The organism is Mesoflavibacter sp. SCSIO 43206, from assembly GCF_019904215.1.
Taxonomy (GTDB): domain Bacteria; phylum Bacteroidota; class Bacteroidia; order Flavobacteriales; family Flavobacteriaceae; genus Mesoflavibacter; species Mesoflavibacter zeaxanthinifaciens.
The window spans coordinates 1,869,208-1,891,879 of record NZ_CP063201.1 but is presented as its reverse complement, the minus strand read 5'-3'; the positions used below and the strand labels follow the sequence as shown (position 1 = coordinate 1,891,879).

The following is a 22,672-nucleotide window of genomic DNA, read 5'->3' as shown; positions in this document are numbered from 1 at the left end:
AATAAAAAAGCCTCATAAAGTAAAAACTTTATAAGGCTTAGTTGTATTATTTAATAAAATCTTATAATTCTAATAAACCATTAGTTTTAGACACACCTTCTGCACTTTCTTTCATATGTGCTTTTTCTGCATCGCTAAGTTCAATCTCTACAACTTTTTCAATTCCATTACGACCTAAAATTACTGGTACACCAATACATAAGTCATTTAATCCATATTCTCCTTCTAGTAAAGTAGAACAAGGGAACATTTTCTTTTGGTCACAAGCAATTGCTTGAACTAATCCAGATACAGCTGCTCCTGGTGCATACCATGCAGAAGTCCCTAATAACTTAGTTAATGTTGCTCCTCCTACTTTAGTATCTTCTTTTACTTGATTTAATCTTTCTTCTGAAATAAATTCTGAAACCTTAATACTATTTCTTGTAGCATGAGATGTTAATGGCACCATACCTTTATCTGAATGTCCTCCAATTACCATACCGTCTACATCGCTAATTGGACACTCTAAAGCTTCTGCTAGTCTATACTTGAAACGTGCAGAATCTAAAGCTCCACCCATACCGATAATTCTGTTTTTTGGTAAATCTGTAGTTTTGTGTACTAAGTAAGTCATAGTATCCATTGGGTTACTAACTACAATTATAATCGTATTAGGCGAGTGCTCTATAAGACTAGAAGATACAGACTTAACAATACCAGCATTGATGCCTATTAACTCTTCACGAGTCATACCTGGCTTACGAGGTATACCTGATGTAATTACACAAATATCACTGTCTGCTGTTTTAGAATAATCGTTTGTTACACCTGTAATTTTTGTATCAAAACCATTTAAAGATGCTGTTTGCATTAAATCCATTGCTTTACCTTCTGCAAAACCTTCTTTAATGTCTAATAAAACAACTTCTGAAGCGAAGTTTTTAATAGCAATATACTCTGCACAACTTGCACCAACTGCACCTGCACCAACTACTGTTACTTTCATGTTATATATTTTTAATTGTGTTAATTAATTTATCCTACAAATTTAACAATTTAACCCGAAGAATTAACCGAAAATATCAAAATATTAGGTTAAATTAAGCTTAAAACTAATCTATTAACTTCTACAGAAAATTATTTTTTTAAAACAAAAAAAACACCTGAAATATAATTTTCAGGTGTTTTTAATATTCATTTAAATATCTAATTAAGCATCTATATTTGCATAAATAGCATTCTTCTCTATAAATTCTCTACGTGGCGGAACTTCATCTCCCATTAGCATAGAAAATACTCGATCTGCTTCTGTACCATTATCTATTTGCACTAGACGTAATGTTCTAAATTCTGGATTCATTGTTGTGTCCCAAAGTTGTTCTGCATTCATCTCTCCAAGACCTTTATACCTTTGGATTTTTGAAGATTCTCCAAATTCTTTAACGATTGCATCACGTTCTTTATCATTCCAAGCATATTGCTTCTTAGCTCCTTTTTTAATTAAGTAAAGTGGCGGCGTTGCTATGTATACGTGACCTGCTTCGATTAATTCTTTCATGTATCTAAAGAAAAATGTCAAGATTAATGTTGCAATGTGACTACCATCAATATCGGCATCACACATAATTACAATCTTATGATATCTTAATTTAGAAAGGTTTAAGGCTTTACTATCTTCTTCTGTACCTATAGTTACACCTAAAGCTGTGAAAATGTTTTTAATTTCTTCGTTTTCAAAAACTTTATGTGTCATTGCTTTTTCTACATTTAAGATTTTACCTCTTAATGGTAGAATAGCTTGAAACTTTCTATCTCTTCCTTGTTTTGCAGTACCACCTGCCGAATCTCCCTCAACAAGAAACACTTCACATTGAGCTGGATCTTGCTCTGAACAGTCTGATAATTTACCAGGTAATCCACCAATGCTCATCACTGTTTTACGCTGTACCATTTCGCGCGCTTTTTGAGCAGCGTGACGTGCTTGAGCTGCTAAAATCACTTTTTGCACTATGGTTTTGGCTGTATCTGGATGTTCTTCTAGATAATCGGTTAACATTTCTGACACTGCTTGACTTACAGATGCAGAAACTTCACGGTTACCTAATTTTGTTTTTGTTTGACCTTCAAATTGTGGTTCTGCTACTTTAACAGAAACAATAGCTGTAAGTCCTTCACGGAAATCGTCTCCTGCAATGTCAAATTTTAATTTATCCAACATTCCAGATTCATCTGCATATTTTTTTAGGGTATGTGTTAATCCACGACGAAAACCTGATAAATGTGTACCACCTTCGTGTGTATTAATATTATTTACGTAAGAGTGTAAATTCTCGGCATAACTTGTGTTATAAATCATGGCAACCTCAACAGGAACTCCATTTTTTTCTCCTTCAAAAGAGATTGCTTCTTGCATTAAAGGCTCTCTATTTCCATCTAAAAACTTGATAAACTCTTTAAGACCTTCTTCTGAATGGAATGTTTCTCCCTCAAAATTACCATCTTCTTTTTTGGCACGTTTATCTATTAAATGGATAGTTATTCCTTTATTTAAGTAAGCCAACTCTCGTAAACGGCTAGCCAAAGTATCATAACTATACTCTAATGTTTGCTTAAATATTTCTGGATCTGGTTTAAAGGTTACAATTGTACCTCTTTTATCTGTATCTCCAACAGCTTTTACAGGGTAAAGTGTTTTTCCTCTTTCGTATTCTTGCTCCCAAATCTTGCCATCACGATGTACTGTTGCTTTTAAGTGTTCTGATAACGCGTTAACACAACTTACACCAACACCATGTAAACCACCTGATACTTTGTATGAGTCTTTATCAAACTTACCACCTGCTCCAATTTTGGTCATTACAACTTCTAACGCAGAAATCCCTTCTTTTTTATGAATATCTACAGGAATACCACGTCCGTCATCTTCTGTTGTAATCGAGTTGTCTTCGTTAATAGTTACTGTAATATTGTTACAGTGTCCTGCTAAAGCCTCATCAATCGAGTTGTCCACAACCTCGTATACTAGGTGGTGTAAACCACGTACTCCAACATCTCCAATATACATTGAAGGACGCATACGTACGTGCTCCATTCCTTCTAATGCCTGAATACTGTCTGCGGAATACTGTTTTTTATTTTCTTCGCTCATATATCGAATTATTAGTTATTTGCTTTTTAATTTTCTTTTTGAAAGAAAGTTATACACATAAAAAAAGACGCTTTAGCGCCTCTTATGAGTACAAACAAATATACGAAATAAAAGCCCTTTTTCAAGCTTTTTTATCTACTTAACCTTAAAATTATCAACAATTGTTAAAAACCTAAAAACGTCTTAAAAGCGCTAAAAAGCATCTTAAAATTGATTTTAGTCATTTTTTTTATTTAATTTTTTTCAAAAAAGCACAAAATCCCGCAGAAGCGAGATTTTGGAGCTAAAAATAATTAATATTCTATACTTTTATTTATTAATATGCTGAGTTGTGAACGTTTGCTATTGCTCTTCCTGATGGTTCATTCATTTTCTTAAATGCTTCGTCCCATTCTAAAGCAGTTGCTGTACTACATGCCACGCTTGCCTCTTGTGGTACACTTAATGCTGCAGCATCACTTGGGAAGTGTTCTTCAAAAATAGAACGATAATAAAACTCTTCTTTGTTTTGTGGTGTTTGGATTGGGAAACGGTATTTTGCATTTTCCATTTGCTCGTCACTTACTTCTCTTTCTACTACTTCTTTTAAAGTATCTATCCAGCTGTAACCAACACCGTCACTAAATTGCTCCTTTTGCCTCCAAGCAACACTTTCTGGTAACATATCTTCAAACGCTTTACGGATAATCCATTTTTCCATACGTTCTCCATTAATCATTTTGTCTTTTGGGTTTAAACTCATTGCCACATCCATAAATTCTTTATCTAAAAATGGAACACGACCTTCAATACCCCAAGCTGCTAAACTTTTGTTTGCTCGCAAACAATCATACATATGTAATTTGTCTATTTTGCGTACAGTTTCTTCATGAAACTCTTTTGCATTTGGTGCTTTATGGAAGTATAAATAACCACCAAAAATCTCGTCTGCTCCTTCACCCGAAAGTACCATTTTGATTCCCATAGATTTAATTACTCTTGCCATTAAATACATTGGTGTTGAAGAGCGAATAGTGGTAATATCGTAGGTTTCTATGTTATAAATCACATCTTTTATGGCATCTAAACCTTCTTGAATTGTGAATTTAATTTCGTGATGTACAGTACCAATATGATCTGCTACTTTTTGTGCTGCTGCTAAATCTGGAGAGCCTTCTAATCCAACAGAAAAACTATGTAATTGCGGATACCATGCTGCTTGTTTATCATCACTCTCTACACGTAATTGTGCATATTTTTTTGCAATTGCAGAAGTTACAGAACTATCTAATCCACCAGATAATAAAACTCCATAAGGTACATCGCTCATTAACTGTCTTTTTACAGCAGCTTCTAAAGCTTCTTTTACTTTTATTATACTAGTTTCGTTATCTTTTACGTTATCGTAGTCTCTCCAATCTCTATTCCACCATTTAACAAACTCGCCATCTTTACTTGACATGTAGTGACCAGGAGGAAATAATTCTATTTTAGTGCAAATACCTTCTAAAGCTTTTAATTCTGAAGCCACATAAAAGGTTCCGTTTTGATCCCAACCTATATACAATGGAATAATCCCCATGTGGTCTCTTGCTATAAAATATTCGTCTTTTTCAACATCATAAATTGCAAAACCAAATATTCCGTTCATTTCGTCTACAAAATCAACTCCTTTTTCTTTATAAAGTGCTAAGATAACTTCGCAATCACTTTCGGTCTGAAAGTTATACTTACCGTCAAATTGCTTACGTAACTCTCTATGGTTGTAGATTTCGCCATTAGCTGCCAAAACCAGTTTTTTATCAGGACTAAACAATGGTTGTTTTCCTGATGCTGGATCTACAATAGCTAAACGTTCGTGTGCCAAAATAGCTTTATCGTCACTGTATATACCAGACCAATCTGGTCCACGATGACGAATGGTTTTAGACATTTCTAATATTTGAGGTCTTAAATCTTCGCTTTTCTGTTTTAAATCGAAAGCACATACTATTCCACACATAATCTTAATATTTTAAATTCGTTAATTACTAATTGATATAACAAATATTAGTTTTATGTTTCAGTATTAAAACACAAAGTCTTATTATGCTTACAAAATGTAATTTTAATTTAAAAAATTAATAAAAAATGAAATTTTAAGATAGACTATTTCATTTTTTAGTTAAAATGTGTGAGTTTTAAAAGACTAAACTTTTAAATGTCCCCAATTTTCACCTGTTTTTATACGGTGTAATTGCATTTCTGAAACACCAAACTGCTTAGCTAAGATTTTTAAACGTGTTCGTCTATTAGGATCTAATAGCTTTTTCTTTAAGCGCATAGCTTGTGTTTCTGTTAACTTAGAGTATTTAATAACACTATTCTTAGCAATGTAATCGGGATTTTTGAATTGGTGAAGTTCTTTTTCTCGTTTAGTTGCCCATTTTAGGTTTTCTACTTTATTATTCATTTTGTTATAATCTAAATGAATAACATACTTAGCATCTTCAGGTTTTTCTAAAAAATGTTGAGCTACAATTTTATGGATGTATCTAGCTGTTTTTGTCCCTTTCTTTTTAACAACAGATACTGTATTATAACCGTTTATAGAATACTGTTTTTCTATTAAAACATCTTCACCGTTAACTACTTTTATTAGTCTACCGTAGTTAGATATTTTAAATGTCATTTGTTCGGAAATATCATTATCAAAAACAATGTCTTTCCATTTTTCGTTGTAGTGATTTCTAATCATATTGTATTACATTTACACACTTAATAATATACATTATGATTAATAGCTTGCTGCTAAGTTACTAATTTTAAGGGATATTGAGATACTTATGTGTTTGCAATGACACTTTCCATTTAGGATTTGCCATTACGTAATCTACAATTAATGGTATCATTTTATCTCTTTTACTCCATTCTGGCTGCATGTATAAAATGCAGTTATCGTTGACTTTAGCGGCTTGTTCTTCTGCAAATTTAAAGTCATCTTTATTGTAAATTATAACTTTTAACTCGTCTGCTTTTTCGTAAACTTTTTTTGTAGGTAATTTCATCTTTTTTGGAGATAAACATATCCAATCCCATTGTCCTGTTAGCTCATAAGCACCTGATGTTTCAATATGAATCTTACAACCTTCTTGCTTTAATTGTTTTGTAAGCTCTGTCATGTCCCAAGTTAATGGTTCTCCTCCTGTAACAACTACTGTATCACTATATTTTTTTGCATTAGCAACAATAGTCTCAGTTTTTGTAGGTGGATGTAGATCTGCAATCCAACTTTCTTTAACATCACACCAGTGACAACCAACATCACAACCACCTATTCTTACAAAGTAAGCTGCTGTGCCTTTATGATATCCTTCTCCTTGTATGGTATAAAATTCTTCCATTAACGGAAGCATTAAACCTTTGTTTACTAAATCTTGAATCTCTTGCTTCATAGCGTGCAAAAGTAAGACAAATAGCTAAATATCTCTTGAAGATTTTTGCTTAATCAACATTTTATCTAATTATTCTTACAAATCAACGAAAAACCTGAAACCAAGAGGCTTGTAATTTCGTAAAAGGAATATGTAAGTTTATTTTTACAAGCGTAAATTAATAGTCATGAAAAAAATTAACATCCTAGTTTTAGTTTTACTAACTTCAGTTTTATCTTTCTCTCAAGTTGGAATAAACACCTCAAATCCAGATAATTCTTCAATTTTAGACATTGAAAGTTCTGATAAAGGTGTATTATTTCCTAGAATGACTTCTGCAGAAAGAGATGCAATTGCAAACCCTGCTAACGGACTTATCATCTTTAATACTGATGATAACAAACTTCAATTTAATATAGGAATAAGTACTGCTCCTATTTGGACATCTGTTAATAATAACCCAAGTGTAAGCTCTGATTCTGGAAACCAATTATCTAGTGGATCTGACAATGGTGTTTATTTAGGAAGAACAACTCATTTTGGTAAATTTATAATTACGGGTACAGGTAATATTACCATTTCCGGTTTACCTTTTGAGCCTTCTCAAATAAAATTTACAGCTCATGCTAATGTTGAAACTTATAATTTGAATTCTGACAACGGAACAGGTAATAATAATAGTGGAATTTCTAATGCTTTTGGATCTATGAATGGTTATGTCACAAATTATAACAGTATTATAGACCAACAGATGATTTATGTCGGTGGATCTGGTAACTCTATTAATGATATTTCAAGATTTTCTTCTAGCTCACACTGTATCGGGATTAGATATTCAAACCAAAATGGTGATAGTTTAGGTATAACTTCTGCTTCAATTGTAAGCTTTAATGCTGACGGTTTTACTATTAATGTAGATCGATATGCAGATAATTTAGTTGTTATTTTTGAAGCCTACAAATAAGGAAATTATGAAAAAAATATTTTTTCAAATTGTCTTTATTTGTTTATCATCATTTGTATTTGCCCAAGTAGGAATAAATACTTCAAACCCTGATCAATCTGCAATTTTAGACATTAACAGTAATGAAAAAGGTATTCTTTTACCAAGGTTAACTAGTGCCGAAAGAGATGCTATTTTAAATCCTGCAAATGGTTTGATTATTTACAACACGGATAGTGATGAAATTCAAATCAATACTAATACATCCGCAACACCTAATTGGGAAGCATTAAGTATTACAGCAACGTCAACAGCATCTCCTGGGCAATCTACTAAATACAGCAATGTAGATGTAACAACTAATGTTAATAATAATACATCTATACATTTACCTGTTTTTGGGCTTGCAGAATGGAACGATAATACTTCCCTTTACGTTATAGACAATGTAAATCATACAGTAACTGTTAATGAAACCGGAAGATATGAAATACTAGTTAATGCAAGTATTATATCAACCAGTAATAGTGCAAGAAAAGCTCCAGAAATGTATATTTCAGTTAATGGCACTCAAGTTGGGTCGTTTTCTTCTACTGGATACATGAGAAGAGCTAACGGTCATGAAGAAACGACTTTAAACCTGAATGAAGTTATACAAGTTAATGCTGGCGATGTTATTAGCATAGATATTTTAAGAGCAGGAAATACTGGTGCTGTTAATCTAAGATCATCAGGTAGCACTAATTTTTATATAGAAAAAATACTATAAATAAATCCCTCCAAATAGATTAATAGCAATGAAATCTTTTCTTATTATATTATTTTTTACAATTAATTTCACTTTATCCTTTTCTCAAGTAGGAATAAACACCTCTACTCCTGATGATGGATCTGTTCTGCAAATAGATAGCACTACTGGTGCTTTTGTACCACCAAGAATGACTAGTACAGAAATGAACGCTATACCTACGCCTCTAGAAGGAGCTATGGTATATAATACAACAACAAGTTCTTATTATGTATTTAAAAATAATGTCTGGTCTCCACAATCTAGTCGCACATTGATTATTAACAGAAACTTTCCAAATAGCAATAATGCTTTAGCTACACCAAATAACACTTATGTAAACTTTCCAATTGGTACAGCAGATGTAATATCTAATAATTCAGAAGTATTTAATGTTACTGGTAATGGTACAATAGAGATTTCTCAAGCTGGAAATTATTTATTTACAGCTTCATTATCTTCACCTAATATGCCTAACGGAAACACTAAATACATTTTAGCTCTAGAAGTAAACAACACTTTAGTTGGTTATTTAAACAGAGGTGTTGCAACATTACAAAGTACTGATTATTGGGGAACAAGCGGCGCTATTATGTATCCAGTAAACGCAAATGATGTTGTAACTATTAGATATGTAATTAATAATAACGGCACTACTATTAACGCTAGATTTGCAAATATAGGCATCACCAAACTGGACTAATAAAGCCTTACAAACTGTTAATATTTGCTTATTAGCTTATTTTTTTCTTCTTGTTTTTTCCTTTACTTTTATCCAAATTTAGTACTATGGGTAATCAAGAAGAATTTTTTAATCACATTGTCACCGGAAACACCTGTAAAGGTGATTTTATCACATTAGGATCTGCTATCTTAAATGGACAGACTTTACAAAACGCTTATGTAAACGTACCACTAAAAACCATGAACAGACATGGTTTAATTGCAGGAGCAACAGGGACAGGTAAAACAAAAACACTTCAAGTCTTAGCCGAAAATTTAAGCGAAAAAGGCGTACCTGTATTACTAATGGACATAAAAGGAGACTTAAGCGGTATTGCACAACCAAGTCCTGGTCACCCTAAAATTGACGAACGTATGGAAAAAATAGGATTACCTTTTGAACCAAAAAGTTTTCCTGTTGAAATTATGAGCCTTTCGGAACAAGATGGTGTAAGACTTCGTGCAACCATTAGTGAATTTGGTCCTGTTCTAATCTCAAGAATTTTAGATTTAACAGAAACCCAAGCTGGTATCGTTGCAGTAATTTTTAAATACTGCGATGATAACAAATTACCCTTACTTGACTTAAAAGATTTTAAAAAGATTTTACAATACGCTACCGACGAAGGTAAAGAAGAATTTAAAGAAGCATACGGAAGAATAAGCTCTGCGTCTACAGGTGCAATTCTTAGAAAAATAATTGAAATTGAACAACAAGGTGGCGATCTATTTTTTGGAGAAAAAAGTTTTGATGTAGAAGATTTAGTGCGTACAACACGAGATGGTCGTGGTTATATAAATATTATTAGATTAACAGATATACAAGACAAACCTAAGTTGTTTTCTACATTTATGTTAAGCTTATTAGCAGAAATCTACGAAACTTTTCCAGAAAAGGGTGATGCCGATAAACCAGAATTAATTATGTTTATAGACGAGGCGCATTTAATTTTTGACCAAGCCTCTAAAGCCTTACTTAATCAAATAGAAAGCATTGTTAAACTAATACGTAGTAAAGGAATTGGAATCTATTTTGTTACTCAAAACCCAACAGATGTACCAGAAGGTGTTTTAGGTCAATTAGGTTTAAAAATACAGCATGCTTTACGTGCATTTACTGCAAAGGATAGAAAAGCTATTAAATTAACTGCACAAAATTATCCAGATACTGATTATTATGACACTACAGAAGTATTAACAGCTTTAGGAACAGGAGAAGCTTTAGTATCTGCTTTAAACGAAAAAGGAAGGCCAACACCATTAGCCGCTACTATGATGCGTGCTCCAATGAGTAGAATGGATATTTTAACTGATACCGAATTAAAAAACCTGTTAGACGACTCTAAATTAGTTTTAAAATACAACGAAAACATTGATAGAGAAAGTGCTTACGAAATGCTTAACAAAAAAATTGAAAAAGCAGAAATAGCTAAAGCAAAAGAAGAAGAAAGAGAAGCAAAAGAAAAAGCATCTAGAAAAACCTCAACCAGAAAAAGTACAAGACAAAACCCAATTATAAAAGTATTAACCAGCGCTACATTTATTAGAGCCGCTTTTGGTATACTAAAAAAAGTTATCAAATAAACATTTAAAATGTATATGAAAAAAACAATATTAGCCTTAAGTACCATTGCTATATTAGCAACTTCTTGTAAAAATGAAGCAGATCCGTTTTTAGTTAAAGAACAAAACATAGGAATGCTTACCGACAGTACTCAAATAAAAGATTTAGATATCATTTTTGCTAAAGACTCAATTGTAAAACCAATAGCTGGCGATGAGTTTGCTGGTTCTGTAAACACAATAGAAGTTTATGAAAAAGGCGGAAAACACTTACTTTCTATAACTCCAAAACAAGTTTTAGATAGTACCTCAACTATTTCAACAGTAAAATTTAAAGACCCAAGATATCAAACAGAAAAAGGAGTAAACAACTTAAGTACTTTTGAAGATATAGAAAAAAATTACACAATTTCTAAAATTCAAAACTCGTTTAAAAGTGCTTCGGTTTTTGTAAAAGGAAGTAAAATAATGTTTTTATTTGATAAAAAAGATTTACCTGCAGAATTTAAATTTGACATCACAAAAACTATAGAACCTGCTAACATACCTAGCAAAGCAAAAATTAAACATTTTATGATTGGATGGTAAACCAGCATTTCACCTTCCATAGAAATAAATTAAAACTTATATAAAACAAATCTAAATGTCTTCATCTAAAAAATACACCATACAAAACATTCCCTTTATTGTTCCTACGACAGATGGAAAATTAATAGAAGAACATTTTGGACAAGCTACAGATGGTAGTAAAGACATTAGCATTGCGCATATGATTGCACCTGCTGGTTGGTCAGAACCTTTTCAAACTCCAGAATTCGATGAATTTACGTATATTATAAAAGGTAAAAAGCAATTTATTATTGAAGACGAAACCGTAGTTTTAGAAGCTGGACAATCTATTAAAATAGAAAGAAACACAAGAGTACAATACTCTAACCCTTTTACAGTAGCTTGTGAGTATCTTTCTATTTGCACACCAGCGTTTTCAATAGATTTAGTACACAGAGAAGACTTGTAAAAAATGAAAAAAATAATAAAAAAAGCTCTTCCAAAAATAATTGGCACATCGCTAAATACCATTAGCTACATAGCACCAAAATATGCTAGTACAAAAGCATTAAACATATTTGCCACACCACGTAAAGGTCGTTTAAACGAGACGCATAAAAGCTTTTTAGAAAAAGCAGAGCAATCTACTTTAAAATATGAAGATTACACCATACAAACCTATCAATGGAAAGGAGAAAAACAAACCATTTTATTAGCACATGGTTGGGAGAGTAACACTTACCGATGGAAATCTTTAATTACTAAATTACACAAAGATGGCCATAATATTATTGCTTTAGATGCGCCTGCACATGGACAATCTAGTGGTACTCAATTTAATGCTATTTTATATTCTGAGTTTATAAATGTTGTGGCATCACATTATCAACCAAAAGTTATTGTTGGACACTCGGTTGGTGGTATGTCTACAGTATTTTTTCAATACAAATATCAATTAAAAAGCATCGAAAAATTGGTATTACTTGGCGCACCATCAGAGTTTACAAAAATTTTCAAAAACTATGTAAACATGTTAAGCTACAACAGAAAGATTGAAAATGGATTAAACCGCTTGGTAGTTGATAGATACGATAAAGAACCTGCATTTTTCTCTTCTGCTAATTTTTCAAAAGAAATAAAAGCAGAAGGATTAATTATCCATGATAAATCAGACAGAATTATAAATTATGATGAAGCTGAATTAATTGCAAAACATTATAAAAATTCAACTTTAAAAACTACCGAAGGTTTGGGTCATAGCTTAAAACATGATAGCATTGACGACGAAATTTTAAACTTTATAAACAGCTAATTTTGGAAGAACAATTAACAAGACTTAATAAATATCTTAGCGAAGCTGGTTACTGCTCTCGTCGTGAAGCTGACAAACTTATTGATGCTGGTCGTGTAACTATTAATGGTGTTGTCCCAGAAATGGGCACAAAAGTAGCCCCAAAAGATATTGTTGCTGTAGATGGAGAGATTATCAAAAACAATAAAGACAGTTTTGTTTATTTAGCATTTAATAAACCTGTTGGTATTGTTTGTACTACAGATACTAGAGTTGAAAAAGACAATATTATAGACTTTATTAATTACCCAAAACGCATCTTCCCTATTGGTCGTTTGGACAAACCTAGTGAAGGATTAATTTTTTTGACTGATGATGGAGACATTGTTAACAAAATACTTCGTGCCAGTAACAATCATGAAAAAGAATATGTGGTTACCGTAGACAAACCAATTTCTCAAACATTTATCAATAGAATGTCTAACGGAATACCTTTGGAAGAATTAGGTAAAACCACAAAAAAATGTAAGGTTAAAAAGTTAGATAGTCATACTTTCAATATAATTTTAACACAAGGTTTAAACCGTCAAATTAGACGTATGTGTACATATTTAGGTTACGAAGTACAAACCTTAAAACGTGTTAGAATAATGAATATAAAACTAGACGTACCTGTTGGAAAGTATCGAGAATTTACTAAGGATGAAATCAAAACTTTAAACACACTTTTAGAAGATTCGACAAAAACGTTTCAAGCAAAGCAATCTAGAAACAGACGTAAAAATTAATTTAGTTTTTCTTTCTACTTACGATATAAAAAGGAACATAAATTAACATAAATGCAGGTACTAAGATTAACTGTACTTTGATAATATAATAAGGCCAATCTCCTAAATAATCTAACACAGATCCCGAGATTGGTTTTTTATTTAAATAAGAATAATTAGCTTCTAAAAAGTAATTTATAACCATTAAAACAACCATATATAGTTGTAATACTAAAAAGGATTTAAAAACACTTTTTAACTTAGGTTTCATCTTTAAAACTACAATTGCATAACTGATAATGGTTAGTAACCCTAAATGAACAATCCAATATCTAAAATAATCAAAAGAAGGAAAACCAACTTCTATATCTGGTGTGATAACACCTTGCGATGTTCCTAAAATTATCCAAAACAATAATATTTCAAACAACCAATATTTTCTTGATGTTGTAAAAATAAAGATGAATAATGCCATAAAACTACACAGAAACAAAGGTAAATCTGAAGTAACATCATAATATCCAAAGCAAATCTGATATAAATGAAACACTGCTATAAAACCAGAAACAAAAACACCTAAATATTTAAATATTTTGTTTTGGTTTATTGTATTTTGATTTAATGCAAAGCGAATTAAAACAATTGTAGCTATTACAGCAATAGCAATAGGCAGTATATGTTCTAAACTTCCAAATAAAACACGTTGAGATAAAGGCATAAAAAAACCTGAATTAAATTCAGGTTTTAAAAATAGACATTTATTTTTTATTTATTTTTCTGTGTCGTTCTCTTGCTAATAAAGTATTTTTAAGTAGCATTGCAATTGTCATTGGTCCTACTCCACCAGGAACAGGCGTTATAAAACTTGCTTTTTTACTTACATTTTCATAGTCTACATCTCCTGTAATAACATAACCTTTAGCAGCTTCTTCGTCCGGAACACGTGTAATACCAACATCAATAATTACAGCATCGTCTTTTACCATTTCGGCTTTTAAGAAGTTTGGTACACCTAATGCAGAAATAATAATATCTGCTTGACTTGTAATTTGTGTAATGTTTTTTGTATGACTGTGCGTTAATGTTACGGTTGAATTACCAGGAAAGCCTTTACGTCCCATTAAAATACTCATCGGTCTTCCTACAATATGCGACCTACCAATTACTACAGTATGTTTTCCTTTAGTATCTACTTGATAACGGTCTAACAATTCTAATATTCCAAATGGAGTTGCAGGAATAAAGGTTGACATATCTAAAGCCATTTTACCAAAATTCATAGGATGAAACCCATCTACATCTTTATCTGGGTGAACAGCCATCAAAACCTTCTGAGTATCTATTTGCGGTGGTAATGGTAATTGAATGATAAATCCGTCTATATCATCATTTTCATTTAACTCTTCTATTTTGTCAAGTAATTCAATTTCGCTAGTTGTGTTAGACATACGTACCATTGTAGATTCAAACCCTACACGTTCGCAAGCTCTTACTTTACTACCTACGTAGGTTAAACTTGCTCCGTCATTACCTACAATTACTGCAGCAAGATGTGGCACTTTTTCGCCATTTGCTTTCATCTTATCGACTTCAGCCTTAATTTCGTTTTTTATGTCGTTACTTACCTTTTTTCCGTCAAGAATTGTCATGTTGTGTTGTTGTTATTTAAGATTGGTAATTAAACTAAACTTATTGTTTTATATTGAAAATAAAAAAACATGAGTTACCTCATGTTTTTCATTGCTTGCATCATACGTTTTCCGCCGCCACCTTGCATCATTTTCATCATTTTGCTCATTTGGTCAAACTGTTTTAGTAACTGATTGACTTCTTGAACAGATGTACCAGAGCCTTTTCCGATACGTTTTTTTCTACTTGCATTTATGATTGAAGGATTAGCGCGTTCTTTTGGAGTCATAGAATGAATTATTGCTTCTATACCTTTAAAAGCATCATCATCTATATCTATATTTTTCATCATTTTTCCAGCTCCTGGTATCATTCCGATAAGGTCTTTCATGTTACCCATCTTTTTGATTTGCTGGATTTGTTTTAAGAAATCGTCAAAACCAAATTGGTTTTTAGCGATTTTCTTCTGTAATTTTCTAGCTTCTTGCTCGTCAAACTGCTCTTGCGCTCTTTCTACTAAAGATACAACGTCTCCCATACCAAGGATACGATCTGCCATACGTGAAGGATAGAAAACATCTATTGCTTCCATCTTCTCTCCTGTACCAATAAACTTAATTGGTTTATTTACTACAGATTTAATAGAAATTGCGGCTCCACCACGTGTATCACCATCTAATTTGGTTAAGATTACACCATCAAAATTTAATACATCGTTGAAGGCTTTTGCTGTATTAACAGCATCTTGACCTGTCATAGAGTCTACAACAAATAGTGTTTCTTGTGGTTGTATAGCTTTATGGATGTTAGAGATTTCGGTCATCATAGCTTCATCTACAGCTAAACGACCTGCGGTATCTATAATTACCACATTATGTCCATTTGCTTTTGCATGCGCAATACCTGCTTGAGCAATTGCTACTGGATCTGTGTTACCTTTATCACTATAAACATCTACCTTTATTTGATCACCAACTACGTGTAATTGATCTACCGCTGCTGGACGATACACGTCACAAGCTACTAATAAAGGCTTTTTTGTTTTTTTGTTTTTTAAGTAATTAGCTAGTTTACCCGAAAAGGTAGTTTTACCAGATCCTTGTAAACCTGACATTAAAATTACAGTTGGCGCACCAGACATGTTAATACCTTCTGCATCACCACCCATAAGTTCGGTTAACTCGTCTTTAACGATTTTAACCATTAACTGTCCTGGTTGTAACGTTGTTAATACGTCTTGACCAAGTGCTTTTTCTTTTACTGTTTTAGTAAAATCTTTTGCAATTTTATAGTTAACATCGGCATCTAAAAGCGCACGTCTTACTTCTTTTAAAGTCTCTGCAACGTTTACTTCTGTAATGCTACCGTGACCTTTTAATACGTGTAACGCTTTATCTAACTTTTCACTTAAATTATTAAACATAATTTTCCTATTTTTTTAAGAAGCACAAAAATAGCAATTTGTAGCGTATTTGTAAAGTCTTAATGTGATTTAATTGAATAAAAAAAGACTGTCTTTTTTAAGACAGCCTTTCATATAATTTCTAATTTGGATTTACATTTTTTCAATAACCAAAACAAATTCGTTGTTATTATCATTGTTAACATGATGCAATTCTACTCTATTACTATTAACTTCTGTAATATACCAATCGTCATCCATTTGCCAGTAAGGAAAAATTCCTAAGTAGTTAATTACGTACCTTAAATTACTGTTTTCGTCTCTAACCACTTCGCCTTGTAGGTTAGTTATAGTACCGGCATTATTTGCTTGAATGTTTGCTCCTGTAGAAAAATTAAAAGTTATCCCTGAGTAATCTGATGTGTTATCTACGCCTTCCATAGTAGAGTATGTAATTTGCCAAACACCATCATATAACCAGTTTTGTATCTGATCAACATCTCCATCTGTGGTGTTATTACATTCTTTTTCTAACTTTAAAGTTATTCCATTTGCTGAAAAAATAATATAATCGTCTGTTATACTTGTTACTGTGTAATAACCGCCTAATCCTGAAGATGTTCCTTGCATTGCAAATAACACTACTAATTGATCGCTAGCAGTATTTTCTGCAGACAAACTTCCGTAGTTAATAGTTTCTCCTTCTACTGCATAAACAAATTCATTTTCATTAAAAGTGAATGTTTGTCCAGCATAAGTATTAGTTTGATCTACACCTGCATTAATGTAGCTATATACTGTCCAATCGCACTCGGTTATTGTATTAAATAAATCTGTTTCTGTGTAACATGGTAATTGTTCTAAAATTAGATATTCTCCGCTTGCATTTTCAAATTTTAATCTGTCTGAATCACACTCAATCAAGCTCCAGTAATCTGATATTGCTTGAATATTAGGACCTGAAATATTGGCTAATTCTAAAATAATTTCGCCAGAAGTTTCTTCTGTAACATTCCAATATCCATTGTAAGAATTAGCATTATCTGTATCTGTAATTGCTATATCTGCATTATCTTCAAAAGTTAAATTGAAGTTTAATAGATTATCACTACCATTAAGGTTAACAACATTCCACACACAGGTTTGTAAATATGAGTTTACATCTGATGCTGTGCAATTTAAACTACAATCTTCTAAAATTAAATTGATTTCGAATACTTCAAAATTTTCACTATTATTTAATTCTACCCTTACATAAATAGTTTGAGGTGATGTTGTATTTGTAAATGATTCTGGATTTGGTATAGCATTAACTTCTGTTTCTGCATCCATTAAAGTAGTATAATAGGTTAAAGTAAATATTGATGGATCTTCACAATTAGAAAACGCTTGCGTAAGATTAAATACTTCAAAACCATCTAAATTATCATCACATTTTACAATTTCTGCATCAAAGCCTTCAAAACAATCAAAATTATTATTATTCGTTGTACAGTCTTGCTCTATCTGCATTGTGATTTGACCGTTATCTAAATTGTACTCATCTTCATCATCACAATTAACAATGGTCCAATCTCCTGCTAAGTCTTCCCAATCTGTTGTAAAATTTAAAGTTATGATTGCTCCGTCCTGAGTTACTGACCAGCTACCATCATGAATTATATTGCCAGCTTCGTTTAAAACAGAAAATTGATAATTAGTATCAAAATCTATGTAATAATCGCTAAATACATTAGAATTATTGTAGTTTGAAATATCCCATAAACATTCTTTTAGGTTTAGTTCTACATTTTCGCCTGTACAGTTATTGTCATCGTCATTCCAATCGTAATCATCATCTTCGTCGCATGTACCATCTGCATCGCTTATAGCTACTTCTAATTCTTGGTTATTATTTACTATTACAGTATTTCCTGAAGCGGTTATTAATGTTACAGGAAAATCTAAACTTGCTAAAATTGGTCCGTCTAAATCTTCTAAAAAGTTATATAAAGCTTCGTCGTTATTAATTGTAACTGTATTAATAACCTGAAAGTCTGTATTATAAATTGAAAAGGATACTGGATATACAAAGTCAATACACTCTATATCATCATCATCTTCGTTTTCTCCTAAACAATCGTCAATTAACTCTTCTAATTCTTGTTGACTAGTAATTTGAATTTCTGTATAATTGTTTAAAGTAACAGTAATTGGAAATGTAATATTTACCTGATCATCATCATTAGTAAAAGCATCTAAAATATTTTCTAATTGACTATAATCTGCTACACTTTGTATTGTAATTGTAACACCATTTGCCGTAACAGTTACAGGCAACACAACTTCTAAACAGTTGGCATAATCTACTATATTATCTTCAGACCCATCATTAGAAGCCATTCTTAACATTAAGTTAGCAGCTGTTGAGTCGCCTTCAATTATATCTTCATTTGAAGGATTGATAATTTCGGTTTCTTCGTTTTGACAAGACATTGTTAGCATTAATGCTAAAAACGACAAGTAAACAAAGTGTTTTAGTTTAAAAAAATTAATGGTCGATTTCATAATTGTAGTTTTTTAATTGATATTTTCTTTTCAAAGCTTGTTTTTCCCATGCTTCAATTATAAAACAGATATGTTTAAAAAATTCCTACCTTGGGTTTCTAAAAAATTTTTCTTTTTTTGAGAAATCACTAATAACCAATCTAATGTCTGAAGATTTACATAAAAATATTTGCAATCAAAATTTATTTAAAGTCTTCTTTAAAAAGCATTCTAAAAATTTACATGACTTTTTATATTATAAGTTTGGAGAACGATTAAACCCACAAGATAAAGTTCAAGACGCTTTTATTAAACTATGGGAAAACTGTAAAAAAGTACCACCAAATAAAGCAAAAAGTTACGTCTACACTATTGCTAATAACTTAATGCTTAACGAGGTTGCACACCAAAAAGTAGTTTTAAAGCATCAAAAAATAAAACCGAAAGAGCATAGCAACGAAAGTCCTGAATTTTTAATGGAAGAAAATCAATACCGAAAAAAATTAGAAAACGCTATTGCAAATCTTACCGAAGCCGAACGTGTCGCTTTCTTGATGAATCGTACAGAAGGTAAACGCTTTAAAGAGATTGCTGAAATTTTAGATATAAGTACAAAAGCAGTAGAAAAACGTATTTATGGAGCTTTAAAAAAACTAAGAAAAGAAATAGAAGGTTTATAAGATTATTAATTAAAAAGATTAAAGTGAAGGTAGGAATTTTAAAATCCAACTTGTTATATTATTGAAGTGAAATTTATGGAAAAAGAATATTTAATAAAAAAATGGCTAGATAATAGTTTAACTCCTAAAGAGTTAGAAGCTTTTAAAGCGCTTGAAGATAACGAAGCACTTACCAAGTTATCTAACTATTCTAAAGGTTTTAAAGCTACTGAATTTAATGAAGATGAAGCCCTAAAAAGGGTACTACATAAAATAGAAACAAAAAAACAGAGCAAAACCAATTGGTTACAACCTATATTAAAAATTGCTGCTATCTTAGTTTTATGTTTTGGTGCCTATTATTATACCACAACATTAGATACTACTTTTACTACAGATTTTTCAGAAAAAATTGCTATAGACTTACCAGATAATTCCAAAATAAATTTAAATGCTTTATCAAGCATAACATTTAACAAAAGCGACTGGAAAAACAACAGAAATATAACCCTTAAAGGGGAAGCCTTTTTTGATGTTGAAAAAGGAAGCACCTTTAACGTAAACACTACAACTGGTACAGTAACAGTTTTAGGTACTGAGTTTAATGTAAAACAACGTGATAACTTTTTTGAAGTAACGTGTTACGAAGGTTTAGTGCAAGTCACTTATAAAAATAACAAAACCATAATCAAACCAGGCGAGTCGTTTTTAGTATTAAACGATTTGGTTATTAATAACAAAACTGATTATAGCAAACCACAATGGTTATCTAATACAAGTGCATTTAAAAGTTTACCCTTAAAAGAAGTTATTGCCGAGTTTGAAAGACAGTACAACGTAAAAGTTGAAGCTAAAAACATTAATACCGACTTATTATTTACAGGTAGATTTACGCATAATAATCTTGACTTGGCTCTTAAATCAATAACTCAACCTTTACAACTTACTTACAAAAAATCTAATCAAACCATAATATTAAAGCGTGAGTAACAAGCTTAAAACTTATTCATATATAACCATATATTTTTTGTGTTTGTTTAATGGTTTTTCTCAAAACCAAAAACGACCATTAACAGAAGTTTTATCCTTAATTGAAGCTAAACATAAAGTAAGTTTTTCTTACGCAGATAAAGATGTAAAAAAACTATTAATAGACATTTCTACAGAAAAATCTTTAGATCATATTTTAAATGAAATTTCTTTAAAAACCAATCTTCAGTTTAACAAAATTGATCAACAATTTTATACCATAGTTAAGTCTGATAAAGTAGAAAACAGATCTGTACAACAGTTAGAAGAAGTTACAATTACAAATTATTTAACGTCTGGTATATCTAAAAGCAACACTGGAAGCATAGGTATAAAACCAAAACAATTTGGCATTTTACCGGGTTTAATAGAAGCCGATGTGTTACAAACTATACAAGCTTTACCTGGTGTTTTAAGCGTAGACGAAACTGTATCAAACATTAATGTTAGAGGTGGCACACATGATCAAAACTTATTTCTTTATGATGGAATAAAAATGTACCAATCTGGACATTTTTTTGGATTGATTTCGGCTTTTAATCCGCAATTAACACATAAAATTTCTGTGATTAAAAACGGAAGTAGTGCCAAATATGGCGATGGTATATCAAGCATTGTAGATATGCAACTATCAGACAAAATAAGTTCTGACAGCAATATTGGTATGGGACTTAATTTGATTAGTACAGACGGATATGCTAAAATTCCGTTAGGCAAAAAGACTGAAATTCAAATTGCAGCAAGACGCTCTGTAACAGATGTTTTAGACACACCAACTTATAACAACTATTTTGATCGAGTTTTTCAAGATACCGATTTGACTAATACAGAAGATGCTGCAGTTTCTAAAGATGAACATTTTTACTTTTATGACACTGCTGTAAAATTTCTTTATGATTTAACTGAAAAAGATAAAATAAGATTCAACTTTTTAAATATTTATAATGCTTTAGATTATAATGAAGAAGCAACAATTAATACAACCAACGAAACTTTTAACAGTCAATTAAAACAACATAACATAGCTACTGGAATAACTTATTCTCGTCAATGGAATAAGAGACTTAATAGCTTTGCGCAAATCTATTATTCTAATTACGACTTGGATGCAACTAACTTTGATGTTTTAAATAATCAACGCCTGATTCAGGAAAATGAAGTAATTGATGGAGGTTTAAAGTTACACATCAATTATAACTTAAGTCCTACTATTAATTTTAATGGCGGTTTCCAATTTACAGAAGTAGGAATAAGTAACCTAGAAGATGTTAATAACCCTGTATTTAAAAGTTATATTAAACGTGTTATTAGGACGTATTCTGGGTTTGTAGAAGCTCAGTTTCAATCTAAAAATAAAAATACTTCGGCTAGATTAGGAGTTAGAGATAACTATTTTAAAAAATTTAATTTACATCTAGTTGAACCTAGATTACACATAAACCATAGGTTTTTAAATTATTTTAGAGCAGAACTTTCTGCTGAATATAAAAGTCAAAGCACCACTCAAATTATAGATTTACAAAAAGACTTTTTAGGTATAGAAAAACGTCGTTGGGTACTAGCAAACAACACAACAATTCCGGTTGTAAAAAGCAAACAAGCAAGCTTTGGTTTATCTTATAACAAAAATAAATTACTAGTTACTGCAGAAGCATTTATTAAACACGTAGACGGTATTACTACACGCAGTCAAGGTTTTCAAAATCAGTATCAATTTGTAAATGCAATTGGTAATTATGAAATTAAAGGTATTGACCTTTTAATAAATAAGCAATTTCAAAAATTTGGAGCTTGGTTAAGCTATAGCTACTCTAAAAACAATTACACTTTTGAGGATTTGAATGAAGGAGCTTCTTTCCCTAACAACTTTGACATTACTCATGTTATTGATTTTGCAGGTACTTTTACTCTAGAAGATTTAAAATTAGCTTTAGGTTTGAATTGGCATTCTGGTAGACCTTTTACAACACCAAATTATGAAGACTCCAATAATAACACTATCATTTATAACTCTTCAAACAATAGTCGGTTAGATGATTATTTAAGAGCAGATTTTTCGGCAACATATCAGTTTAACTTAGGAACCAACAGAGCCATTTTAGGTGCTTCTATCTGGAATATTTTAAACAAAAAAAATACTATAAATACTTACTATACTATTAATGACGGAGAAATTTTGAAAATTGAAAATGAATCTTTAGGAATAACGCCTAATGTAAGTTTTAAGATTAGATTTTAGTTTAAAAAACCACCTAAAAAAGGTGGTTTTTTTATCTTTTTAA

20 protein-coding genes are annotated in these 22,672 nt (G+C 31.3%); 11 read left to right on the top strand and 9 right to left on the bottom strand.

All coding sequences use genetic code 11. The features are described 5' to 3' along the window. Window positions 1-61 precede the first annotated feature (61 nt). From mdh to INR78_RS08725, 5 genes are all read right to left on the bottom strand, one after another. Window positions 62-988, bottom strand: a complete 927-nt coding sequence (gene mdh / locus INR78_RS08745; protein ID WP_223076203.1) for a malate dehydrogenase — start codon at window positions 986-988, stop codon at window positions 62-64. Between the two features lie 204 nt (window positions 989-1,192). Next, window positions 1,193-3,130, bottom strand: coding sequence for a DNA topoisomerase (ATP-hydrolyzing) subunit B (gyrB, locus tag INR78_RS08740; protein WP_027880167.1), 1,938 nt, complete (start codon window positions 3,128-3,130; stop codon window positions 1,193-1,195). A gap of 316 nt (window positions 3,131-3,446) precedes the next feature. Further along, the gene (asnB, locus tag INR78_RS08735) at window positions 3,447-5,111 is read right to left on the bottom strand and encodes an asparagine synthase B (protein ID WP_106676794.1); all 1,665 of its coding nucleotides are present in this window, start codon (window positions 5,109-5,111) and stop codon (window positions 3,447-3,449) included. Window positions 5,112-5,297: 186 nt separating this feature from the next. Next, window positions 5,298-5,846, bottom strand: coding sequence for an HNH endonuclease (locus INR78_RS08730; protein ID WP_027880169.1), 549 nt, complete (start codon window positions 5,844-5,846; stop codon window positions 5,298-5,300). Between the two features lie 67 nt (window positions 5,847-5,913). After that, window positions 5,914-6,543, bottom strand: a complete 630-nt coding sequence (locus INR78_RS08725; protein ID WP_223076202.1) for a 7-carboxy-7-deazaguanine synthase QueE — start codon at window positions 6,541-6,543, stop codon at window positions 5,914-5,916. Between the two features lie 166 nt (window positions 6,544-6,709). On the opposite strand from INR78_RS08725, the gene INR78_RS08720 reads away from it, so the two are divergent. The 8 genes from INR78_RS08720 to rluF all read left to right on the top strand — a co-directional run bounded on the left by INR78_RS08720 (window position 6,710) and on the right by rluF (window position 13,166). Beyond that, window positions 6,710-7,486: a hypothetical protein gene (locus tag INR78_RS08720; RefSeq protein ID WP_223076201.1), complete on the top strand. Its 777-nt coding sequence runs from the start codon at window positions 6,710-6,712 to the stop codon at window positions 7,484-7,486. A 7-nt stretch (window positions 7,487-7,493) separates the two neighbouring features. Next, on the top strand, window positions 7,494-8,234 hold the full coding sequence (locus INR78_RS08715) for a hypothetical protein (protein ID WP_223076200.1): 741 nt from the start codon (window positions 7,494-7,496) through the stop codon (window positions 8,232-8,234). A 28-nt stretch (window positions 8,235-8,262) separates the two neighbouring features. Beyond that, on the top strand, window positions 8,263-8,955 hold the full coding sequence (locus tag INR78_RS08710) for a hypothetical protein (RefSeq protein WP_106676786.1): 693 nt from the start codon (window positions 8,263-8,265) through the stop codon (window positions 8,953-8,955). Window positions 8,956-9,041: 86 nt separating this feature from the next. Then, window positions 9,042-10,559: a helicase HerA-like domain-containing protein gene (locus INR78_RS08705; protein ID WP_223076199.1), complete on the top strand. Its 1,518-nt coding sequence runs from the start codon at window positions 9,042-9,044 to the stop codon at window positions 10,557-10,559. A gap of 15 nt (window positions 10,560-10,574) precedes the next feature. Further along, on the top strand, window positions 10,575-11,126 hold the full coding sequence (locus tag INR78_RS08700; protein WP_223076198.1) for a hypothetical protein: 552 nt from the start codon (window positions 10,575-10,577) through the stop codon (window positions 11,124-11,126). A 55-nt stretch (window positions 11,127-11,181) separates the two neighbouring features. Then, the gene (locus INR78_RS08695; protein ID WP_223076197.1) at window positions 11,182-11,556 is read left to right on the top strand and encodes a cupin domain-containing protein; all 375 of its coding nucleotides are present in this window, start codon (window positions 11,182-11,184) and stop codon (window positions 11,554-11,556) included. Between the two features lie 3 nt (window positions 11,557-11,559). Continuing rightward, on the top strand, window positions 11,560-12,399 hold the full coding sequence (locus INR78_RS08690) for an alpha/beta hydrolase (protein ID WP_255593034.1): 840 nt from the start codon (window positions 11,560-11,562) through the stop codon (window positions 12,397-12,399). Between the two features lie 2 nt (window positions 12,400-12,401). Then, on the top strand, window positions 12,402-13,166 hold the full coding sequence (gene rluF / locus INR78_RS08685) for a 23S rRNA pseudouridine(2604) synthase RluF (RefSeq protein WP_223076196.1): 765 nt from the start codon (window positions 12,402-12,404) through the stop codon (window positions 13,164-13,166). A gap of 1 nt (window position 13,167) precedes the next feature. Here the strand turns inward: rluF and INR78_RS08680 are convergent, their stop codons facing one another. The 4 genes from INR78_RS08680 to INR78_RS08665 form a co-directional block, all read right to left on the bottom strand. Beyond that, window positions 13,168-13,863: a TIGR02206 family membrane protein gene (locus INR78_RS08680; RefSeq protein WP_223076195.1), complete on the bottom strand. Its 696-nt coding sequence runs from the start codon at window positions 13,861-13,863 to the stop codon at window positions 13,168-13,170. Window positions 13,864-13,903: 40 nt separating this feature from the next. Beyond that, window positions 13,904-14,794, bottom strand: coding sequence for a bifunctional 5,10-methylenetetrahydrofolate dehydrogenase/5,10-methenyltetrahydrofolate cyclohydrolase (locus tag INR78_RS08675; protein WP_027880178.1), 891 nt, complete (start codon window positions 14,792-14,794; stop codon window positions 13,904-13,906). 74 nt (window positions 14,795-14,868) lie between these two features. Further along, window positions 14,869-16,197 (bottom strand): signal recognition particle protein, encoded by a 1,329-nt coding sequence (gene ffh, locus INR78_RS08670; protein ID WP_027880179.1) that lies wholly within the window; start codon window positions 16,195-16,197, stop codon window positions 14,869-14,871. 132 nt (window positions 16,198-16,329) lie between these two features. Beyond that, complete coding sequence (locus tag INR78_RS08665) at window positions 16,330-18,723, bottom strand: hypothetical protein (protein ID WP_223076194.1); 2,394 nt, start codon at window positions 18,721-18,723, stop codon at window positions 16,330-16,332. Window positions 18,724-18,866: 143 nt separating this feature from the next. Between INR78_RS08665 and INR78_RS08660 the strand changes: the two genes are divergently transcribed. The 3 genes from INR78_RS08660 to INR78_RS08650 all read left to right on the top strand — a co-directional run bounded on the left by INR78_RS08660 (window position 18,867) and on the right by INR78_RS08650 (window position 22,629). Next, complete coding sequence (locus INR78_RS08660; RefSeq protein WP_027880180.1) at window positions 18,867-19,382, top strand: RNA polymerase sigma factor; 516 nt, start codon at window positions 18,867-18,869, stop codon at window positions 19,380-19,382. Window positions 19,383-19,457: 75 nt separating this feature from the next. Beyond that, window positions 19,458-20,351 (top strand): FecR family protein, encoded by an 894-nt coding sequence (locus INR78_RS08655; protein ID WP_223076193.1) that lies wholly within the window; start codon window positions 19,458-19,460, stop codon window positions 20,349-20,351. Beyond that, the gene (locus INR78_RS08650; RefSeq protein ID WP_223076192.1) at window positions 20,344-22,629 is read left to right on the top strand and encodes a TonB-dependent siderophore receptor; all 2,286 of its coding nucleotides are present in this window, start codon (window positions 20,344-20,346) and stop codon (window positions 22,627-22,629) included. Before INR78_RS08655 ends, INR78_RS08650 begins: the two co-directional genes overlap by 8 nt. The last annotated feature ends 43 nt before the right edge of the window (window positions 22,630-22,672 follow it).

What these genes read in the sequence shown, in the direction of transcription:
- INR78_RS08715 (WP_223076200.1), top strand. Translation starts at nt 7,494, where the DNA reads ATGAAAAAAATATTTTTTCAAATTGTCTTTATTTGTTTATCATCATTT.
- INR78_RS08665 (WP_223076194.1), bottom strand. Translation starts at nt 18,723, where the DNA reads ATGAAATCGACCATTAATTTTTTTAAACTAAAACACTTTGTTTACTTG.
- INR78_RS08675 (WP_027880178.1), bottom strand. Translation starts at nt 14,794, where the DNA reads ATGACAATTCTTGACGGAAAAAAGGTAAGTAACGACATAAAAAACGAA.
- INR78_RS08725 (WP_223076202.1), bottom strand. Translation starts at nt 6,543, where the DNA reads ATGAAGCAAGAGATTCAAGATTTAGTAAACAAAGGTTTAATGCTTCCG.
- INR78_RS08700 (WP_223076198.1), top strand. Translation starts at nt 10,575, where the DNA reads ATGAAAAAAACAATATTAGCCTTAAGTACCATTGCTATATTAGCAACT.
- mdh (WP_223076203.1), bottom strand. Translation starts at nt 988, where the DNA reads ATGAAAGTAACAGTAGTTGGTGCAGGTGCAGTTGGTGCAAGTTGTGCA.
- INR78_RS08705 (WP_223076199.1), top strand. Translation starts at nt 9,042, where the DNA reads ATGGGTAATCAAGAAGAATTTTTTAATCACATTGTCACCGGAAACACC.
- INR78_RS08695 (WP_223076197.1), top strand. Translation starts at nt 11,182, where the DNA reads ATGTCTTCATCTAAAAAATACACCATACAAAACATTCCCTTTATTGTT.
- gyrB (WP_027880167.1), bottom strand. Translation starts at nt 3,130, where the DNA reads ATGAGCGAAGAAAATAAAAAACAGTATTCCGCAGACAGTATTCAGGCA.
- INR78_RS08680 (WP_223076195.1), bottom strand. Translation starts at nt 13,863, where the DNA reads ATGCCTTTATCTCAACGTGTTTTATTTGGAAGTTTAGAACATATACTG.
- INR78_RS08720 (WP_223076201.1), top strand. Translation starts at nt 6,710, where the DNA reads ATGAAAAAAATTAACATCCTAGTTTTAGTTTTACTAACTTCAGTTTTA.
- ffh (WP_027880179.1), bottom strand. Translation starts at nt 16,197, where the DNA reads ATGTTTAATAATTTAAGTGAAAAGTTAGATAAAGCGTTACACGTATTA.
- asnB (WP_106676794.1), bottom strand. Translation starts at nt 5,111, where the DNA reads ATGTGTGGAATAGTATGTGCTTTCGATTTAAAACAGAAAAGCGAAGAT.
- INR78_RS08655 (WP_223076193.1), top strand. Translation starts at nt 19,458, where the DNA reads ATGGAAAAAGAATATTTAATAAAAAAATGGCTAGATAATAGTTTAACT.
- INR78_RS08710 (WP_106676786.1), top strand. Translation starts at nt 8,263, where the DNA reads ATGAAATCTTTTCTTATTATATTATTTTTTACAATTAATTTCACTTTA.
- INR78_RS08730 (WP_027880169.1), bottom strand. Translation starts at nt 5,846, where the DNA reads ATGATTAGAAATCACTACAACGAAAAATGGAAAGACATTGTTTTTGAT.
- INR78_RS08660 (WP_027880180.1), top strand. Translation starts at nt 18,867, where the DNA reads ATGTCTGAAGATTTACATAAAAATATTTGCAATCAAAATTTATTTAAA.
- INR78_RS08690 (WP_255593034.1), top strand. Translation starts at nt 11,560, where the DNA reads ATGAAAAAAATAATAAAAAAAGCTCTTCCAAAAATAATTGGCACATCG.